Source organism: Vibrio sp. RC586 (assembly GCF_000176715.1).
Classification (GTDB): Bacteria; Pseudomonadota; Gammaproteobacteria; order Enterobacterales; family Vibrionaceae; genus Vibrio.
Genome location: NZ_ADBD01000014.1, coordinates 17,803 through 35,514 on the forward strand (window position 1 = coordinate 17,803; position 17,712 = coordinate 35,514).

A 17,712-nucleotide genomic window follows, 5' to 3' on the forward strand; every position below is an offset into this window, starting at 1 on the left:
TTGATTTGTGCCGATGCGATAGCGCAAGAGCTGGCATCATCTAACGATCAAGCGGAGTTGATACAAAAAGTGAGTGATTACTCTCGCTGGAGTGCAGAATTCATCGGAAGCACTCCAGCGTTAACTATGATGATTGCTGTTTTTAGCGTGCTGCTCATCGTCAGTGTGCGGCAGTATCGTTATACACAGCGGCTACGCATCAACCAGAAACTGCTGGAATCCATCTTTGACCAAAGTACACATTACATCGGTATTTTTGACAGAGAAGGACGGATTGTTTCCTGTAACGGCAAGTTGCAACATTTGCTCTATCGACATGGCGAGAGCTTACTCAGACCGATATGGCAGCACAAAGGTTGGGAGGATTCAGCGGTAGAGCACATTCAGAACTATTTCTCTGGTTCTGTGCCGCAAGCTCGCCAGTTTAATGCTGAAATTTGGCACCCTGATTACGGTGCCATTGTATTGGAATGCCAGTTTAAGCCGCTGCCGACTCGAGAGGCTGCGCAAATTCTGCTCGAAGCACAGGACATCACTTGGCGAAAAATCACGGAAGATAAGTTGTTCCAACGTGAAGCCAGTTTACGACATTACTACGATCAGCAGCCCGTGATGATGCTGACGTTGGATGAGCGTAACCACATACAGCAAGTGAATCAGTTCGCTGAGCAACTGTTGGGGTATCCTGCTGCAGTCATGTTGGGTCACCATATCCGCGATTTCTATCAAGAGCCTGACGCTTTAACGCCAAGACAAATGTTGTTGCTGCCGAGCAGCCATGTCTCTTCGGTTTGGCGACGGGACGTCTGCTATCGCCATCATTCTGGTAAATCCGTGTGGGTGAGGGAAAATATCCGTCCGTTGGTGGAAACGGGGACTTTACTGATCGTTGGGGAAGACATTACCGAAACTCGTCAACTGGCGGATCAGCTTGCTTATCAAGCTCGTTATGACTTATTAACCCACACATTTAATCGTAACCAATTTGAATTGGAGTTGGCGAAAGCACTCAAAGAAACTGAAAGCCAGCTTCGCACACATGCCATGCTGTATCTGGACCTTGATCAGTTGAAAGTGCTGAATGATACCGCAGGACATGATGCGGGTGATGGAGCCATTCAGTTTTGCGCCAGTATGCTTGAAGATGTGCTGCCTTTTAAGGCGACACTGGCGCGTATGGGCGGCGATGAATTCTCAATTTTATTGCGCGACTGTACTGAGCGAGATGCGGTGTTGGTAGCGCAAAGCATCATTCATGCACTGAGTGAAGTGCCGTTTGTTTGGGAACACATTCGCTTTAATCTGACCTGTTCGATTGGCATCCGCATGATTGACCATACCGCAACATCACCCCAAATGGTGCATGCTCAGGCTGATACCGCCTGCCACGCGGCGAAAGAGGAAGGGCGAAACCGCTTTAACTTTTATCGACAGGATGATGCGGATTTGCGTCGCAGCCAATTGGAGATGGAGTGTGTAAACCTAGTACATGACGCCTTAGCCCATCAACGTATTGAGTTATTTGCCCAACGGGTTGTGCCACTCCATCAACCTGAGCGGCAATTGCACTTTGAGGTATTGGTACGAATAAAAAATGCGATGGGAGAATATGTCTCTCCGGGTATTTTTGTCCCAGCTTCTGAACGTTATAACCTGGCCCATCATTTAGATCGGCAAGTTGTTGAGCAGACGCTAAGTTGGCTCGAAGCTCGTCCTGATGTAGTCGATAAACTTGGCCGAGTGTCTATCAACCTCTCTGGCAACTCAATTGGCAATCCCGATTTTGTCACTTTCTTACTGCAACGGTTACGCATCAGTCACGTGTCGTGCCACAAAATCTGTTTTGAAATCACCGAAACGGCGGCGATGTGTAATCTCAACCAAGCGATTACGGTGTTGTCAAAACTCAAAGCGCTAGGGTGTGTGTTAGCGTTGGATGATTTTGGTTCGGGACTTTCATCATTCGGTTACTTACAAAAATTGCCAGTGGATATCGTGAAAATAGACGGCATTTTTGTGTGTGATATGGATAAAAACGAGATGGATCGCTTGATGGTGCGCTCTATTCATGAGTTGACCAAACAAATGGGTAAAACCACCGTTGCGGAATTTGTCGAAAATGAGCAGATTCTGCAGGCATTGCAATTGATTGGCGTGGACTATGCGCAGGGATACCTGTTCAGTCGACCGCAACCCATTGCCGATTTGGTTGCTGAGCAACTCAAAGAGAAAGCGTAGGGTTTGCCAACAAAATCCGCTACACTGAGCGCCGTTTTGTCTAGGTTTTCGGAGTTCCCTTGTTGATACAACTGATTTGTGAAGCGGCACACCGTGCGCAAGAATTGGAGCAGATTGCAGCGCGTTGGCAACTGCAAGCCAGTGATGACAGTGTATTTGCTTTGGTACTCACAGAAGAACGCCTTGAACTGCGCAAATTAGATGAGCCAAAGCTTGGTGCAATCTATGTCGATTGGGTGGAAGGCGCCGTAGCGCATCGTCGTAAATTCGGTGGTGGTAAAGGGCAGTCGATCGCAAAAGCGGCAGGGTTGAATAAAGGCGTGACTCCACTCGTTCTGGATGCGACAGCCGGTTTGGGGCGTGATGCATTTGTGTTGGCTTCCTTAGGTTGTCGAGTACAAATGGTGGAGCGTCATCCCGTGGTGGCAGCCTTGCTAGAAGATGGCTTGCAACGCGCCAAACAAGACAATGAAATTGGAGCTTGGGTGAGTGAGCGCATCAGTTTACTGCACGCTTCAAGCCATGATGCTTTACTGCAACTCGCCGCCGATCCGAATTTTATTTCCCCAGATGTGATCTATCTTGACCCTATGTATCCTCATCCTGAGAACAAAAAGAAAAGCGCTCTCGTCAAAAAAGAGATGCGGGTTTTTCAATCTCTGGTGGGAGCGGATAATGATGCCGATGCCTTACTTGAGCCAGCGCTGCAATTGGCAAAAAAGCGAGTAGTGGTGAAACGCCCTGATTACGCGCCGTGGCTGCAAAATCACAAACCCAGTATGGCGATTGAAACCAAGAAAAATCGCTTTGATGTTTATGTTCTTGCGGCGATGGATGATGAGTAACCAGCCTCAACGCGACCATTATTCGTCAAGAAAGGCTAAGCGGATCGAACTTGTTTTTTGCGCTTAACCACGTAATATGCGCCTGAGAATAATTCGTGTTTTAGCTGGAGTGGTGAGTGGCTAAACGTCTATGCAAACTTAATCGCAATGAGATTGCGACCTCCCTTGGTGAGATTGAACGCTTAGTGGCTGAGCCGCAGTTTCTGTGCCGAGCCTGCGCTCGTGTGGCCGCCGATAAAAAAAGCCTGTGCAAGCCACAAGCTTTGAGTGCAAAGTCTCCTGCTGCCAGTATCCCCACATTATCGGAAATCGAAACCAATACCGGCATGGTGAACTTATTGCCGAAAGGCAGTTTGAAGAAACAGCAGAAGTTTCATAAGAAACTGGAAAAAGTGCTGAAGAAGCAGCGTAAGCTGATGAAAAAACAGCAACAGCTGGAAGGTAAAGTCGCTCAGACCAATCCAGCGCCAGTTCATGAAATCGCTGCTCAGGTCAGTATGCATTAAGCTTGAAAAGTCGATAAGGATTAAGCAAAAGCCCATCATTCGATGGGCTTGTGTGTTTTAGGCGATGAGAGTTTGCTTAGGCTAAGTTTTGGCGTTGATAATCACGCTCAACACGGCGTTTTACCCAAGTCTCATTGATCCACAGTGAAGCCAAGATAATCGCGCCACCAAAGGATAGGCGAACCAAGTCCACATCGCGGTTCCAAATCAGAATGTTCACCACCAAGCCTGCAGGCACTAAAGCATTATTCATCACAGCTAAAGCGCCCGCATTTACCAAGCAAGCCCCTTTGTTCCACGCAAAGTAGCCAAGGCCAGAAGCAATCAGCCCTAAATAGAGCAAAATGCCCCACTGGAGTTGAGTGGTCGGCAATTTAGTGGGGTTACCCAGCAGTAAGAAAGCGACACTCGCCACCACGAAAGCACCAAGATAGAAATAACCAAACACCGTATGTTGCGGCAGGGAAGTCTGTTCGCGCTCCATCAGGTATTTGTAGCCGACTTGGCCAATCGCAAAGCAGAGGTTGGCACCTTGAACGACGAAAAATCCAGTCAGGAAATTCTCATTAACTCCTGCAAACTTAATCACTACCGCACCCAATACCGCAATAATGGCAGTGACCAAATACCAAGGTGAAAAACGACCTTTGAGAAAATCGTAAATCAAAGTGACATAAATCGGGGTGAAAACGGTGAACAGCAGCACTTCCGGTACTGAGAGCAGCAAGAAAGATGGATAGTAAAAACAGTACATCAAGCCGAGCTGAATACCGCCAATCGCCATCAATTTGGCAATCAGTGCGCGTGGTACACCTTTAAAACGGAGAAAGGGGATGAAGACTAGGCTCGCGAGAGCTACCCGCATCCAAACCGCAAACCAAGAATCGACCTGACCGGCTAAATAGACGCCGATCAGGCTAAATGAAAATGCCCATAACAGGGTGACTGCAGAGAGATAAACCATAACGCGACTGAATGAGTGAATGGAATTCGCAGTCTACCCGAGTCTTTTTCGTTCGTCAGTCGTTGAGTGGTATGACTAGCATATCCACTGGAGAACTGTTAATCAGCTGACGAGTAGAAGAGAGCAGTTTGCTCCAGAAATCCTGATGATGGCCACACACCAAAAGATCCACGTTAAATTCGCTGATGGTTTCGCACAATTCATTGGTTAAATCACCGCTGCCCACCAGAGTATGCTTGATAGGGTAATTGGCATGTTGCGCTAAATCTTGTAGCTGCTTTTGTGAGGCTTCCATCGCGTGATGCTGAGTTTCGGCCAAATTAATATCGATAAGGCCAGTGTACAGCTCAGCATAGTTCACATCGATATGGATAAATGAGACTTCTGCATTGAGTGGTTTGGCCAGAGCCACCGCTTTTTCTACTAGCAGTTTGCTGTCTTCAGACAGATCCACTGCAACCAAAAGATGTTGATAACTCATTGTACGGACTCCTTTTTAGGTGACTCAATACAGCGTAGCACCGGATGGGTGAATTTTTTGTCGCAGTGATCTCAGTTTGGTGGTGCTGACTTGGGCTAGGGCTACAATAACCGGTGAACATGCTATAGTGCGTTCAAATAGTTACAGTGAATTAGGAGCTTTTTATGTTGTCGCAGGCGATGGTTGAACATCTCAATGAGCAAATTAACCTCGAATTTTTCTCATCCAATCTATACTTACAAATGAGTGCTTGGTGTGAAGACAAAGGATTTGATGGCGCTGCAGAGTTTTTACGCGTTCACGCGGTAGAAGAGATGCAGCATATGCAACGTCTGTTCACTTATGTGAGCGAGACGGGAGCACTGCCCATCCTTGGTGCGATCGCTGCGCCACGCCACGAATTTGCTTCACTGGGTGAAGTGTTTCGTGAGACGTACCAACATGAACAGAAAATCACGCAACAGATTAACAAACTGGCTCATGTGGCGTTCACCTCCCAAGACTACTCAACATTTAACTTCCTTCAGTGGTACGTGGCTGAACAGCACGAAGAAGAGAAGTTGTTTAAAGGGATTTTAGATAAGCTAGAGCTGGTCGGTGAAGATGGTAAGGCGTTGTTCTTTATCGATAAAGATCTGGCGGCATTGGCAAAGAAAGGCTCATCTTCTGTGATGGATGCTCCTGCTGAGTAAGATCGGCAAAAAGACAAACTGAAGCGATCGTCTTTTTCTCTGGGCATTCTCAACACAAGGTGTAGGGAGGAAAAGATGATCAGTGGAGATACCATTCTATTTGCGCTCATGCTGGTGACTGTGATTAACGTCGCGCGTTATGTCACCGCTTTGCGTTCACTTATTTACATCATGCGTGAAGCCCATCCGCTGCTTTACCAACAAGTTGATGGTCGGGGCTTTTTTACCACTCATGGTAACGTCACCAAGCAGGTACGCTTATACCATTACCTAAAAGGCCGCGAGTATCACCATCATCATGATCCCGTGTTTACTGGCAAGTGTGATCGCGTTCGTGAGCTGTTTATTCTATCCGGTTCGTTACTGGTTCTGACCACTGTTGTCGCATTTATGCTCTAATCGCGTGCATTTGCCATACATTGGCATTGCGTTGGCATAGTGGCCATTTGCCGTTAGAATAGCCGCCCAAGTGAGTAAGGATGTGCACTCAGCACATCCTTTTTTTATGGTATTAGGTGGCAGTGATGAGCAAGAAAGTCGATGTAGTGATAATTGGCGCTGGTGCAGCAGGTTTAATGTGCGCGGCGCAGGCGGCACAACGTGGCCGTCAGGTATTGCTGCTCGATCATTCCAAAAAGCCGGGGCGTAAAATTCTGATCTCCGGTGGTGGCCGTTGTAATTTCACCAACTACGATGTCTCTGCCGCCAACTACTTGTGCCAAAACCCGCATTTTGTGAAATCTGCGCTTTCGCAATACACCAATTGGGATTTCATCTCGCTGGTCAGCAAATACGGCATTGCTTACGAAGAGCGTGATCATGGCCAGCTGTTTTGCCTTGATTCGGCCAAAGAGATTGTGGATATGCTGCTCAGTGAGTGTAATCAACCCAATATCGAGCAGCGTTATCAAGTTGAAATCAGCACGATAGCCCACACCGAACAAGGTTTTACCCTGCAAACTACCATCGGTGAGATTGAGTGCGCTTCGTTGGTGGCCGCGACGGGTGGTTTATCGATGCCGAAATTGGGCGCAACACCATTTGGTTACAAGATTGCTGAGCAGTTTGGTTTGCCCATCATCAGCACTACGGCAGGTTTAGTGCCTTTTACTTTGCATGTGCAAGATAAGGAAGATTTCGCGCCGTTATCAGGTGTGGCGATTCCCGTTGAGATGCGCGCAGAGTGCGGTAAAACTTTTAAAGAAGCCTTGCTGTTTACTCATCGCGGCTTATCTGGCCCTGCAGTGCTACAAATTTCCTCTTATTGGACTCCGGGACAAACCATCACCACCAATTTAGTGCCGGACGTGGATTTGGCGGAGCTGCTGAATAGCGAAAAAGAAGCGCACCCGAATCAGAGCTTGAAAAATACCTTATCGAAAGTGTTACCTAAGCGTTTGGTGGAAGTGCTGATTGAGCGTCAACTGTTTGCCGATAAACCGCTGAAACAGTATTCCCCCAAAGAGCTCGACGCGGTGCAAACCAGTTTAGAACAGTGGTCGATTGTGCCAAACGGCACCGAAGGTTATCGCACTGCTGAAGTGACGCTCGGCGGCGTGGATACCGATTGCCTCTCATCCAAAACCATGGAATGCAAAACCGTGAAAGGTTTGTTCTTTGTCGGTGAGGTGATGGATGTAACGGGCTGGCTCGGCGGCTATAACTTCCAATGGGCTTGGTCGAGTGGCTACGTTGCCGGCCTGTGGGTTTAGGGGTTAAGTTTTGCTTCGCTAGGTTGCGCTTTACGCCCTTGCCACTGCTGAACTACAAGGCCTGCAATAATCAGTACCAAGCCGATCAAGGTAGTTGGGTGGATCGCTTCACCAATGATGGTCGCGAGTAGAAACAGCGAGATAAAAGGCGAAGCAAAAATCAGGTTACTGATGCGTGCGGTGTTCTGGGTATTTTTCAGCGCGCTGAGCCAGAGTACAAACGTGATGCCCATTTCAAACAGCCCCACGTAAGTGACCGCTAACCAACCTTGGGTGGTGATGCCTTGCCAATTGAGGTTTTTGTGCCAACACAGCGCCAGTGCAAAAGGGATGGCGAGCAGAAAGCCGAGTAACACCCCAACGATCGGGTCTGCTTTGTTTTTGGTGTTGAGAATCCAATATCCCGCCCACAGCAGAGTAGAGAGCAGCGCTAGGCCAACCCCGAGTGGACTTTCAAACTGCAAACCGAGCAGATTGCCTTTTGTGGCGATCACCACTACACCGAGATAACTCATTGTACAGGCGATCCAATCTTGTTTACGAATCCGTTGCCCGAGAAACAGCGCCGCCATCAAGGTGAGAGTAATCGCCCAACTGTAGTTGATGGCTTGTGCTTGTGACGCGGGCAGTAGCGAATAGGCTTTAAACAAAATCAGGTAATAGGCGAGTGGGTTAATCAGCCCAAGCAGCAGGTAGTAAAACGGATTGGCCAGCAAAGTGGGGACGATCAGCTTAAGCTTGCCCATCGCAGCACAAATCACCAGTAAAGCCAGTGCAGAGACAATGCTCGCCACCGTCACCATTTGCAGCGGGTTCAACTCGGCCAGTGTCAATTTAAAAGCAGTCGCCACGGTTGACCACAGCAACACAGAAGCCAGCCCTAAGCCCAACGCGCGTTTTTCATTCATCCTGAAACTCTCTTATCCTTGTTTTTCGCTAGTCTACGGGGAGAATAAACGCGCAACAAACTGGACATTTATCCAGTGTCGAAATACCATTTTGATCGAGATAAATCACAGTAAGTGTTCAACATGCAATGGATTTTTGAAAATCAAAGCGCCTTGTGGTCGGCGTTAGTAAGCGCCGGAGCCACTGGGGTGGCGATCGGCTGGTGGGTCAAGCAGCGCTACCAACTGAAAACCCAATTGCTTGAGCAACAACTTGAGCAGCAGAGCCACTGGCATGCGCAGCAAATTCAGCAGCTTAATGAGCAGCTCACCACTGCTCAGCAAGAGTTGGATGAGCTAGATGCGTTACGTGACAAAAACGAATTTGAACTCAAGCAATCACACGGCAAGTTAATGGCAGTGCTGGAAAAGCTGCGTTACTTTGAGGCGGTAAAACAAGAGCGCCAGCAATACGCCGATGAGCTAAACCAAGTACGCGCGGCAAAAGCCGAGTTAGAAAGCCAATTGCGTGAACAAGAAGCGCGTCATCAGCAGCAATTGGTGGCGAGCCAAGAAAAATTGCAGCTGCTTGAACGGGCTGAAGAGCGCCTGAAACAACAATTCGAGCATCTGGCCAATCAAGTGTTTGAACACAAAACCGCGACGGTAGATGTGCAAAACCGCCAAAGTTTGGAAGGCTTACTTAGCCCACTCAAAGAGCAGCTCGAAGGCTTTAAAAAGCAAGTCAATGACAGCTTTAACCACGAAGCCAAAGAACGTCACACCTTGGTGCATGAACTGCGCAATTTGCAACGTCTCAATGAGCAGATGGCCAAAGAAGCGGTCAACCTGACGCAAGCACTGAAAGGCGATAACAAACAGCAAGGCAACTGGGGCGAAGTGGTGTTGGCGCGCGTGTTGGCGGAATCTGGGCTGCGCGAAGGGCATGAATACCAAACCCAAGTCAGCTTACAAAACGAAACGGGCAAGCGTTATCAACCAGATGTGATCGTCCATTTACCGCAAAACAAGCAGGTGGTGATCGACTCAAAGATGGCTTTGGTCGCGTATGAGCGTTACTTCCATGCCGAAACCGATAGCGAGCGAGATAGTGCATTACGTGAGCACTTACTTGCGCTACGCAACCACATTCGAGGGCTTGGCCAGAAAGATTACCATCAACTCAAGGGCATTCAGAGCCTTGATTATGTGCTGATGTTTATTCCGGTTGAGCCGGCTTTCCAAGTGGCGATTCAAGCTGACCCAAGCTTGGTTAAAGACGCGATGGAGCAGAACATTATTTTGGTCAGTCCCACCACCTTGCTGGTGGCATTGCGCACCATTGATAACTTATGGCGCAACGAACGGCAGAACCAAAATGCGCAGGTGATCGCCGAACGTGCCAGCAAACTGTACGATAAGCTGCGTTTGTTTGTAGAGGATATGGAAGGACTGGGCGGCGCATTGGATAAAGCCAACCAGAGTTATCAAGGGGCGATGAATAAGCTGGTGACTGGGCGCGGAAACGCCATTCGTCAGGCGGAAAGCTTCAAACAGCTGGGGGTTGAGATCAAACGCTCCATCCCTCAGCCGTGGGTGGAGCGCGCACAACAAGCATCGGATCAGGAAAATGCCCCTTTAGTAGAAAGACATCTGATTGAGGATAAAGTAAACTAACCGCCCGCAGTCGCCGCAGTGATGACGGCCAAAGAGGAAAAATAATGACGGACACCAACGTGCTAGCAAATTCGGCAACAGACAATCAGGAAACGACCCACTTCGGGTTTGAAACCGTACGTAAAGATGAAAAAGTACATAAAGTCGCGCAAGTGTTTCACTCTGTGGCGGCCAAATACGACATCATGAACGATTTGATGTCAGGCGGCATTCACCGTTTATGGAAGCGCTTTACTATTGATTGTTCTGGCGCACGTCCGGGACAACGTATCCTCGATTTGGGTGGTGGCACGGGTGATTTAACCGCCAAGTTTTCGCGCATCGTTGGCGACAAAGGCCATGTTATTTTGGCGGATATCAATAACTCTATGCTGAATGTTGGCCGCGATAAACTGCGCGACATTGGTGTGGTCGGCAATGTGCATTACGTACAAGCCAACGCGGAAGAGTTACCTTTTCCAGACAACTATTTTGACTGCATCACCATCAGTTTCTGTCTGCGTAACGTGACTGACAAAGATAAAGCGCTGCGTTCGATGTTCCGTGTACTGAAACCCGGTGGCCGTTTGTTGGTGCTGGAGTTTTCTAAGCCGATCCTCGATCCGCTGTCGAAACTCTACGACACCTATTCATTCCATATTCTGCCTAAGATGGGACAGTTGATCGCCAATGATGCAGACAGCTATCGCTATCTCGCTGAGTCGATCCGCATGCATCCGGATCAAGAGACACTAAAAGGCATGATGGAGGACGCAGGCTTTGAACAAACCACTTATTACAACCTGACCGGCGGCATTGTGGCGCTGCATCGTGGTTACAAATTTTAAGGGCTGCTATGTCATTGCTTGCGACCATGCCATTGTCTCCTCTGCTGACTGCGGTAATTGAAACCACGCTCAACACGCTCATTAATGATGATCCGGCTTTAGGCCGCAAACTGCTGCGCCTGAAAGGTAAAGTGATTTCGCTGCATCTGCGTGAATTAAATCAATCTCTAACGTTTGTTTTTAGTCAGCGCATCGATGTGATGACGGGCTTTGAAGGCCAACCGGATTGCTATCTGGCACTAAACCTCTCGATTCTTCCTCAGTTGCGTGAACAGGCCAACATCACTCGTCTTATCAAGCAAGATAAGCTGGAACTGGAAGGCGATATCCAACTGGCGCAGAAGTTTGCTGAGCTGATGACCGATTGCAAACCGGATGTGGAAGAGTGGCTATCGCGTGTTACCGGTGATGTTGTGGCACACAGCTTAGTGCATGGTGTAAAAAGCGTTGCCAATGCAGTGAAACAGCAAGCACGCAAACATCAAGACCACTTGGCACAGGTGCTCACTGAAGAGTGGCGTATCGCGCCGCCGCCATTGGAAATTGCTTATTTCTGCGATCAAGTGGATGAAGTGAAAAGTCAGGCCGCGCGCTTAGAAGCGCGTCTTAGCCAGCTATTGGAAAAAGCATGAAACCTGCAGAGCTGAAACGTTTATACCGCATAGTTAAAGTTCAACTCGAATATGGTTTGGATGAGTTGCTGCCTGATCATCATCTGACCCGAGCGCCTCTGCTTGCGCGCAAATCTCTGTTCTGGCTGCGTAATCAACACACCGATAAGCAGTTAGGTGAGCGCTTACGTTTGGCACTGCAAGAGCTGGGTCCTGTGTGGATCAAGTTTGGGCAGATGATGTCGACCCGTCGCGACTTGTTCCCACCGCACATCGCCGATCCCTTGGCGATGTTGCAAGATAAGGTCGCTCCGTTTGATGGTCAGCAAGCCAAACAACTGATTGAAGAAGAACTCGGCGCGCCGCTGGAAACCTGGTTCGATGATTTTGACATCAAACCGTTAGCTTCCGCTTCGATTGCCCAAGTACACACCGCCAAGCTCAAGAGTAATGGTCGTGATGTGGTGCTGAAAGTGATTCGTCCGGATATTCGTCCGCAGATTGATGCCGACATCAAGCTGATGTATCGCGTGGCACGCATTGTCGCCAAAGCGCTGCCGGAAGCCCGCCGCTTAAAACCGGTGGAAGTGGTGCGTGAATACGAGAAAACTTTGCTCGATGAGCTGGATCTACGCCGTGAAGCGGCCAATGCCATTCAGCTGCGCCGAAACTTCGAAAACAGCGAAGAGCTATATGTACCAGAAGTGCTGACGGACTTCTGTAATGAAACTGTCATGGTTTCTGAGCGAATATATGGCATCCAAGTTTCTGACTTAGCAGGGCTTCATGCCAACGGTACCAATATGAAGTTACTGGCGGAACGTGGTGTGAGTGTGTTTTTCACTCAAGTGTTTCGCGACAGTTTCTTTCATGCGGATATGCATCCGGGTAACGTGTTCGTCAATCCTGACCACCCTGAAAACCCACAGTGGATTGGTTTGGACTGTGGCATCGTAGGTACACTCAATAGCGAAGATAAGCGCTATCTGGCCGAAAACTTCCTTGCCTTTTTCAATCGTGATTATCGCCGCGTGGCGCAACTGCATGTTGATTCGGGTTGGGTGCCACTGGATACCAATGTGGATGAATTTGAAGTGGCGATCCGCATGGTGTGTGAGCCGATTTTCGCCAAACCGCTATGCGAAATTTCGTTCGGACATGTGCTGCTTAACCTATTCAATACCGCGCGCCGCTTCAATATGGAAGTGCAGCCGCAGTTGGTCTTGCTGCAAAAAACGCTGCTGTATGTGGAAGGCTTAGGTCGTCAGCTCTATCCGCAACTCGACTTATGGCAGACCGCCAAACCATTTTTAGAAAAGTGGATGGCAAACCAAGTCGGTCCACAAGCCTTCTTGCATGCTTTGAAAGAGCGTGCCCCTTTGTGGTTTGAAAAAATGCCTGAACTGCCAGAATTACTGTATGACAGTTTAAAGCAAGGCCGTAACTTGAATCAGCGTTTGGATAGTCTGTATCAAGGCTATCGACAATCCAAACGCCAACAAGGGACGGGAAAGTTTTTGTTTGGTGTTGGAGCCACATTAGTCGTATGCTCGGCGATATGGATCTCCAATCAATTAGAACCTTTAGCGATCGGTAGCGCGACCATTGGCGCGTTATGTTGGCTGTTGAGTTGGCGGGCTTATCGTCAGTAGCGTGTGTCGCTCAGAGAAGCTCGAAAATTTGTTCACACATAACCCGAGGTAAAAAAGATGGGTGGAATCAGTATTTGGCAACTTCTTATTATTGCAGTTATCGTGGTATTGCTGTTTGGCACTAAGAAACTACGTGGTATCGGTGGTGACTTGGGTAGCGCGGTAAAAGGCTTCAAGAAAGCCATGTCGGAAGAAGAACCAAACACCACAGCAAATCAGAAAGATGCTGATTTCGAAACCAAAAATCTTGAGCAGTCAAAAACCAATGCGACTGCTGAAGTGAAAAAAGACAAAGAGCAGGCTTAAATCGTGTTTGATATCGGTTTTTGGGAACTGGTATTGATCGCTATTGTGGCGCTGGTGGTGCTAGGTCCTGAGCGATTACCGCATGCAATTCGTAGCGTGGCAAAGTTTGTCTCTGCAGCGAAAAGCATGGCGAATAGCGTGAAGGATGAGTTAGCGCATGAGTTGAAAGTGCAGGAGTTGCAAGAAAACCTGCGTAAAGCTGAGCAGATGGGGATGCAAAACTTATCACCAGAACTGCAAAAATCGGTGGAATCACTCAAGCAAGCCGCGCAGGAAGTGCAGCGTCCTTACGCGGCAACACCGAGCAGCGAAGCTACATCTAGCTCTACCAGTGGCAACGCCAGTTCTGCTACTGAGCCCGATGTGCGCCTCGATAGTGCACCGCAACCGGCTGAAAAAAAGGCCGACTAAGCTATCTTTCCAAAGAGTTATCCAGGCTTTAACGCTGATGTGATAACTCTTTTTTGATCTGTCACATGAGGTTTGCATGTCTTCCGTAGAACAGACCCAACCTTTGATCAGCCATTTACTAGAGCTGCGTAATCGCCTACTCAAAGCGGTGGCAGCGGTCATCGTGGTGTTTATTGGCCTGATCTATTTCTCGAATGAGATTTACGAGTTTGTCTCAAAACCCTTAGTGGATCGGCTCCCAGCAGGAGCAACCATGATTGCTACTGACGTAGCATCGCCCTTTTTCACGCCTTTAAAACTGACGTTGATTGCCGCGGTATTCCTAGCGGTGCCTTTCATTTTGTATCAGGTGTGGGCGTTTGTAGCGCCTGGCTTATACAAGCACGAACGGCGTTTAATCTTCCCGTTGTTGGTCTCTAGCTCGCTGCTGTTTTACTGCGGTGTCGCCTTTGCCTACTTTGTGGTGTTTCCGCTGGTGTTTGGATTTTTCACCGCGATTTCACTCGGTGGTGTGGAATTCGCGACCGATATCGCGAGTTATCTCGATTTTGTACTGGCGCTGTTTTTAGCGTTTGGTATCGCGTTTGAAGTGCCGGTGGCGATCATTCTGCTGTGCTGGACGGGCGCAACCACGCCTAAAAGCCTATCGGAAAAGCGCCCCTACATTATCGTTGGGGCATTTGTGGTCGGTATGCTACTGACACCGCCGGATATGATTTCGCAAACCTTGCTCGCGATTCCTATGTGCCTGTTGTTTGAAGTCGGTTTGTTCTTCGCCCGTTTTTATACCCGTGACGAAGCCGAAGAGGCAGCAGAAGAAGATGAATAAATCATCACATTCACTGGGGTGTAAGGCTGATGAAAATAGGGAGCGCAAATGTGCTCCCTATTTTTTTAGCTGTGCTGTAAGAAGGTGCCAGCGCGCCATTGGGTAGCTAAAGCGATGCCAAGTGTCACGCCACGCAGCGCCATAAAGCTGAGCATGGCAAGCCAAAGTGCATGATTGCCGTAGCTTGCACTAAGCCAGTAAGCCATAAAGAAAGCCACCGCCGAGATTGCCATACTATTTCGCATCTCTTTACCTTTGGTCGCGCCGATAAAAATGCCATCCAACAAAAAACACCACACCGCCACCAAAGGCATGGCTACCAGCCAAGGTAGATAGATTTCTGCCGTCGCTTGGACGCTCGGAATGTTAGTGATCATTTGGATCAGATCCGATCCAAAACCTAAGAAGATCAGGCTTAACAGCAAACAGATCATGGTAGCCCAAAAGGTACTACCAATCATGGAGGTACGCAGTTGGCGATCATCCTTTGCGCCAATTGCTTTACCCACCATGGCTTCCATCGCATAAGCGAATCCATCCATGCCGTAGGAAATCATCATCAAAAAGCTCATCAATACTGCATTCGCTGCTACGGTTTCATCCCCTAGTGCTGCACCTTGGAAGGTCATAAAGCTAAACACGGCTTGTAGGCAGAGTGAGCGTAGGAAGATGTCACGATTGAGCGCCACTAAACGGGAAAGCTCTTTGGTGATAGAAGGAATGAAAGAGAAAGGGGCTGGGAGCTGATGCTGCCGCCAGTAACGCACCACACACAGGAGACCAAACAAGAGTCCGGCATAATCGGCGATAACCGATGCAATGGCGGCACCCTCGACTTTCAGCCCCAGTCCGAGTACCAACAGCAGATCGAGCCCAATATTGGTGAGGTTGGTGATGATCACCATCCACATTGGGGCGCGGGCATTTTGCGTACCCAGTAACCAGCCCAATAGCACAAAGTTAAGGAGTGCGGCTGGGGCGCTCCACGCACGAATAGAGAAATAGGCGTGCGCGTAGGTTTTGACTTCGCTACTGGCATCGCTGAAGTGAAAAATCAGTCCGGCAACAGGGCGGTGAAACAGCAAAAACAGCGCGGCTAAACCAAGAGCAATGACGCTGCCTTGCAGTAAAACTCGACCAAGCTGCTGTGTATTTTGCGCACCATGCGCTTGGGCGGTTAAGCCTGTCGTCGACATACGTAAAAAGCCGAGCAGCCAAAACGTCACACTGATCATAGTGCTACCCAGAGCCACGCCTCCTAAATACCAAGCGTGTTCGAGATGACCGATAACCGCAGCATCGACCAAGCCAAGCAGTGGAACGGTAATGTTAGACAGCACCATAGGCAACGCGAGCGCAAGCACTTGGCGATGCACGCTCTGCTGTTTCAGAGTCTGGATAATCAGTGACACACAAAAAACCTCAAGAACGACTTGCGGTTAGTGTAACTGAGTGGAGATGGTTGGGCTATGACATGACCGAGATGGTGGGTTACCAATCTAGGTTAACAACAACGGGTGTTAAGCGTGTTTTATAAATGCCGGAGCGTGCAATCGCGCGTTGCCAAAATTTCCAGCGATCACAATGGCGATCGAGTGGGGAAAATGTGCGTACTGATTTCGCCCATGGTAAACAATTCATGATGGCATCACCTGCGCAGGTAAACCCGTGGGCATAAGTTTCACAGCCCAGTTTTTGGCCTAAATAACTGGAGGTTTTATCCCCTGCCACCACAAGGCATGCGCTGGCTTTGGCAAAATGTAATCCGATAGAGCGGACAAAGCGCGCCACTTGTTGTGCATCACAATCGAGTAGAGCGTGTTCGCACACTAACAAAACGGGAGCAAATTCAGGGATGGGCAGTTCCGCGAGCCCTTGTGGTTGCATCACATCACCACACACTAGCTGATAGCGTTCACTACGGTGAAACAGCTTCTCACGCCATAACAGGTTTTCAGTGATATCCCATTCAATCCAGTGGCAGCGGCCGTTATCAACACGATAAAAACGGGTATCGAGACCTGCGCCGACATTAATAATCCAGCCATCAGGATGATTATCGAGAAAGTGGCGAACTTGTTGGTCACAAAGCTGAGTTAGCGTGACATGCAGTAACTGCTTTTGTGCGATATCCCCAGTTAAGCACTCTTGCGCTAACGCGCAACGCCTACAGGCATTGGCGGCAATCGGATCGTAAACAAGGCCATTATCCACCAAGCTTTCTCGACTGCGCAGCCAAAGTGGTTGCACTAAATTGGCGGGGACGTGATATTGGTCTGAAGTAGGTGAATCTGAGTGACGCATGCTCATCTTCCTATACTGGGATAGGAAGATGATAATGAATCTCAAATAAGAAGGCAAGTTGTTGAGAATTTATCTCAACAATGTTTACATCCAGTTGCTGTTGCGAATTACGCCAACCGCAATGCCTTCAATCGTGAGGGATTGAGCGGCTAAATCGACTTCGATCGGTGCAAACTCTTCATTTTCCGCATGCAGAAAAACTTTGGAGCCTTTGCGTTCAAGACGTTTCACCGTGACGTCATCTTCAACGCGGGCAACAACCACTTGGCCATTGCGTACGTCTTGCGTTTTGTGAACGGCTAGGAGATCACCATCGAGGATGCCGATGTTTTTCATACTTTCGCCATGTACACGCAGCAGAAAATCAGCTTGCGGGCGGAACATGCTTGGATCGACTTGGTAATGCGCTTCCACATGTTCTTGAGCGAGAATGGGTTCACCTGCGGCAACGCGGCCAATCAAAGGTAAGCCAGTTTCGGCCTCTTCTTCGTTCGCGGCATTATCGACAAGGATTCGGATCCCGCGTGAGGCACCTGGAACCATCTCAATGACTTGTTTACGGGCAAGCGCTTTGAGGTGTTCTTCAGCCGCATTGGCCGAACGAAAACCCAGCTCTTTGGCAATTTCGGCGCGGGTTGGGGGCATTCCGGTTTCATCGATCTTACTTTTGATCAGATCAAACACTTCTTGTTGGCGTGGAGTTAACGGCTTCATGAGTCACCTGTCTTTTTATACAGTTGACTGTGAGTATATCCAGTGCAAAGAGAATT

At 48.8% G+C, this 17,712-nt stretch carries 19 protein-coding genes; 13 read left to right on the top strand and 6 right to left on the bottom strand.

The window, feature by feature from the left end:
• The first annotated feature begins 126 nt into the window (after positions 1-126).
• The 3 genes from VOA_RS01065 to VOA_RS01055 all read left to right on the top strand — a co-directional run bounded on the left by VOA_RS01065 (position 127) and on the right by VOA_RS01055 (position 3,589).
• Positions 127-2,238 (top strand): sensor domain-containing protein, encoded by a 2,112-nt coding sequence (locus tag VOA_RS01065; protein WP_050413539.1) that lies wholly within the window; start codon positions 127-129, stop codon positions 2,236-2,238.
• Between the two features lie 59 nt (positions 2,239-2,297).
• The gene (locus VOA_RS01060; protein ID WP_000908199.1) at positions 2,298-3,083 is read left to right on the top strand and encodes a class I SAM-dependent methyltransferase; all 786 of its coding nucleotides are present in this window, start codon (positions 2,298-2,300) and stop codon (positions 3,081-3,083) included.
• 116 nt (positions 3,084-3,199) lie between these two features.
• On the top strand, positions 3,200-3,589 hold the full coding sequence (locus VOA_RS01055) for a hypothetical protein (protein WP_001129191.1): 390 nt from the start codon (positions 3,200-3,202) through the stop codon (positions 3,587-3,589).
• Between the two features lie 76 nt (positions 3,590-3,665).
• Here VOA_RS01055 and VOA_RS01050 read toward each other — a convergent pair whose 3' ends face one another.
• Complete coding sequence (locus VOA_RS01050) at positions 3,666-4,553, bottom strand: carboxylate/amino acid/amine transporter (protein ID WP_000262770.1); 888 nt, start codon at positions 4,551-4,553, stop codon at positions 3,666-3,668.
• 55 nt (positions 4,554-4,608) lie between these two features.
• Positions 4,609-5,034, bottom strand: a complete 426-nt coding sequence (uspA, locus tag VOA_RS01045; protein WP_000121736.1) for a universal stress protein UspA — start codon at positions 5,032-5,034, stop codon at positions 4,609-4,611.
• 164 nt (positions 5,035-5,198) lie between these two features.
• On the opposite strand from uspA, the gene ftnA reads away from it, so the two are divergent.
• From ftnA to VOA_RS01030, 3 genes are all read left to right on the top strand, one after another.
• Positions 5,199-5,726: a non-heme ferritin gene (ftnA, locus tag VOA_RS01040; RefSeq protein WP_000951039.1), complete on the top strand. Its 528-nt coding sequence runs from the start codon at positions 5,199-5,201 to the stop codon at positions 5,724-5,726.
• 75 nt (positions 5,727-5,801) lie between these two features.
• Entirely contained in the window at positions 5,802-6,125 is a 324-nt protein-coding gene (gene uspB, locus VOA_RS01035) for a universal stress protein UspB (protein ID WP_000623075.1), read from the top strand.
• A 125-nt stretch (positions 6,126-6,250) separates the two neighbouring features.
• Positions 6,251-7,438, top strand: coding sequence for an NAD(P)/FAD-dependent oxidoreductase (locus tag VOA_RS01030; RefSeq protein ID WP_000039570.1), 1,188 nt, complete (start codon positions 6,251-6,253; stop codon positions 7,436-7,438).
• Here VOA_RS01030 and VOA_RS01025 read toward each other — a convergent pair.
• Positions 7,435-8,346, bottom strand: a complete 912-nt coding sequence (locus VOA_RS01025) for a DMT family transporter (protein ID WP_001003297.1) — start codon at positions 8,344-8,346, stop codon at positions 7,435-7,437. The two genes, VOA_RS01030 and VOA_RS01025, sit on opposite strands and share 4 nt — an antisense overlap.
• A 123-nt stretch (positions 8,347-8,469) precedes the next feature.
• Here VOA_RS01025 and rmuC point away from each other — a divergent pair, with 123 nt between their 5' ends.
• The 7 genes from rmuC (at position 8,470) to tatC (ending at position 14,638) form a co-directional block, all read left to right on the top strand.
• On the top strand, positions 8,470-10,002 hold the full coding sequence (gene rmuC, locus VOA_RS01020; protein WP_001198574.1) for a DNA recombination protein RmuC: 1,533 nt from the start codon (positions 8,470-8,472) through the stop codon (positions 10,000-10,002).
• 44 nt (positions 10,003-10,046) lie between these two features.
• The gene (gene ubiE, locus VOA_RS01015) at positions 10,047-10,829 is read left to right on the top strand and encodes a bifunctional demethylmenaquinone methyltransferase/2-methoxy-6-polyprenyl-1,4-benzoquinol methylase UbiE (protein WP_000132701.1); all 783 of its coding nucleotides are present in this window, start codon (positions 10,047-10,049) and stop codon (positions 10,827-10,829) included.
• Positions 10,830-10,855: 26 nt separating this feature from the next.
• On the top strand, positions 10,856-11,461 hold the full coding sequence (locus VOA_RS01010) for a ubiquinone biosynthesis accessory factor UbiJ (RefSeq protein WP_032468433.1): 606 nt from the start codon (positions 10,856-10,858) through the stop codon (positions 11,459-11,461).
• Positions 11,458-13,092, top strand: coding sequence for a ubiquinone biosynthesis regulatory protein kinase UbiB (gene ubiB / locus VOA_RS01005; RefSeq protein ID WP_000801136.1), 1,635 nt, complete (start codon positions 11,458-11,460; stop codon positions 13,090-13,092). The genes VOA_RS01010 and ubiB overlap by 4 nt, the downstream gene beginning before the upstream one ends.
• A gap of 57 nt (positions 13,093-13,149) precedes the next feature.
• Positions 13,150-13,398, top strand: a complete 249-nt coding sequence (gene tatA, locus VOA_RS01000) for a Sec-independent protein translocase subunit TatA (RefSeq protein ID WP_000508968.1) — start codon at positions 13,150-13,152, stop codon at positions 13,396-13,398.
• Positions 13,399-13,401: 3 nt separating this feature from the next.
• Positions 13,402-13,809: a Sec-independent protein translocase protein TatB gene (tatB, locus tag VOA_RS00995; RefSeq protein WP_000459626.1), complete on the top strand. Its 408-nt coding sequence runs from the start codon at positions 13,402-13,404 to the stop codon at positions 13,807-13,809.
• 76 nt (positions 13,810-13,885) lie between these two features.
• Positions 13,886-14,638, top strand: coding sequence for a twin-arginine translocase subunit TatC (gene tatC / locus VOA_RS00990; RefSeq protein ID WP_000099885.1), 753 nt, complete (start codon positions 13,886-13,888; stop codon positions 14,636-14,638).
• Positions 14,639-14,703: 65 nt separating this feature from the next.
• Here the strand turns inward: tatC and dinF are convergent, their stop codons facing one another.
• The 3 genes from dinF to lexA all read right to left on the bottom strand — a co-directional run bounded on the left by dinF (position 14,704) and on the right by lexA (position 17,656).
• Positions 14,704-16,050, bottom strand: coding sequence for an MATE family efflux transporter DinF (gene dinF, locus VOA_RS00985; RefSeq protein ID WP_000052530.1), 1,347 nt, complete (start codon positions 16,048-16,050; stop codon positions 14,704-14,706).
• A gap of 79 nt (positions 16,051-16,129) precedes the next feature.
• Positions 16,130-16,942, bottom strand: coding sequence for a class I SAM-dependent methyltransferase (locus VOA_RS00980; protein ID WP_001216397.1), 813 nt, complete (start codon positions 16,940-16,942; stop codon positions 16,130-16,132).
• Between the two features lie 84 nt (positions 16,943-17,026).
• Positions 17,027-17,656: a transcriptional repressor LexA gene (gene lexA / locus VOA_RS00975; RefSeq protein WP_000803692.1), complete on the bottom strand. Its 630-nt coding sequence runs from the start codon at positions 17,654-17,656 to the stop codon at positions 17,027-17,029.
• Positions 17,657-17,712: the final 56 nt, after the last annotated feature.

Coding starts and splice junctions, on each gene's coding strand:
- uspA (WP_000121736.1), bottom strand. CDS start 5,034: ATGAGTTATCAACATCTTTTGGTTGCAGTGGATCTGTCTGAAGACAGC.
- ubiE (WP_000132701.1), top strand. CDS start 10,047: ATGACGGACACCAACGTGCTAGCAAATTCGGCAACAGACAATCAGGAA.
- ftnA (WP_000951039.1), top strand. CDS start 5,199: ATGTTGTCGCAGGCGATGGTTGAACATCTCAATGAGCAAATTAACCTC.
- tatA (WP_000508968.1), top strand. CDS start 13,150: ATGGGTGGAATCAGTATTTGGCAACTTCTTATTATTGCAGTTATCGTG.
- uspB (WP_000623075.1), top strand. CDS start 5,802: ATGATCAGTGGAGATACCATTCTATTTGCGCTCATGCTGGTGACTGTG.
- ubiB (WP_000801136.1), top strand. CDS start 11,458: ATGAAACCTGCAGAGCTGAAACGTTTATACCGCATAGTTAAAGTTCAA.
- VOA_RS01065 (WP_050413539.1), top strand. CDS start 127: ATGATGATTGCTGTTTTTAGCGTGCTGCTCATCGTCAGTGTGCGGCAG.
- VOA_RS01010 (WP_032468433.1), top strand. CDS start 10,856: ATGCCATTGTCTCCTCTGCTGACTGCGGTAATTGAAACCACGCTCAAC.
- lexA (WP_000803692.1), bottom strand. CDS start 17,656: ATGAAGCCGTTAACTCCACGCCAACAAGAAGTGTTTGATCTGATCAAA.
- VOA_RS01030 (WP_000039570.1), top strand. CDS start 6,251: ATGAGCAAGAAAGTCGATGTAGTGATAATTGGCGCTGGTGCAGCAGGT.
- VOA_RS01050 (WP_000262770.1), bottom strand. CDS start 4,553: ATGGTTTATCTCTCTGCAGTCACCCTGTTATGGGCATTTTCATTTAGC.
- VOA_RS00980 (WP_001216397.1), bottom strand. CDS start 16,942: ATGCGTCACTCAGATTCACCTACTTCAGACCAATATCACGTCCCCGCC.
- tatC (WP_000099885.1), top strand. CDS start 13,886: ATGTCTTCCGTAGAACAGACCCAACCTTTGATCAGCCATTTACTAGAG.
- VOA_RS01025 (WP_001003297.1), bottom strand. CDS start 8,346: ATGAATGAAAAACGCGCGTTGGGCTTAGGGCTGGCTTCTGTGTTGCTG.
- rmuC (WP_001198574.1), top strand. CDS start 8,470: ATGCAATGGATTTTTGAAAATCAAAGCGCCTTGTGGTCGGCGTTAGTA.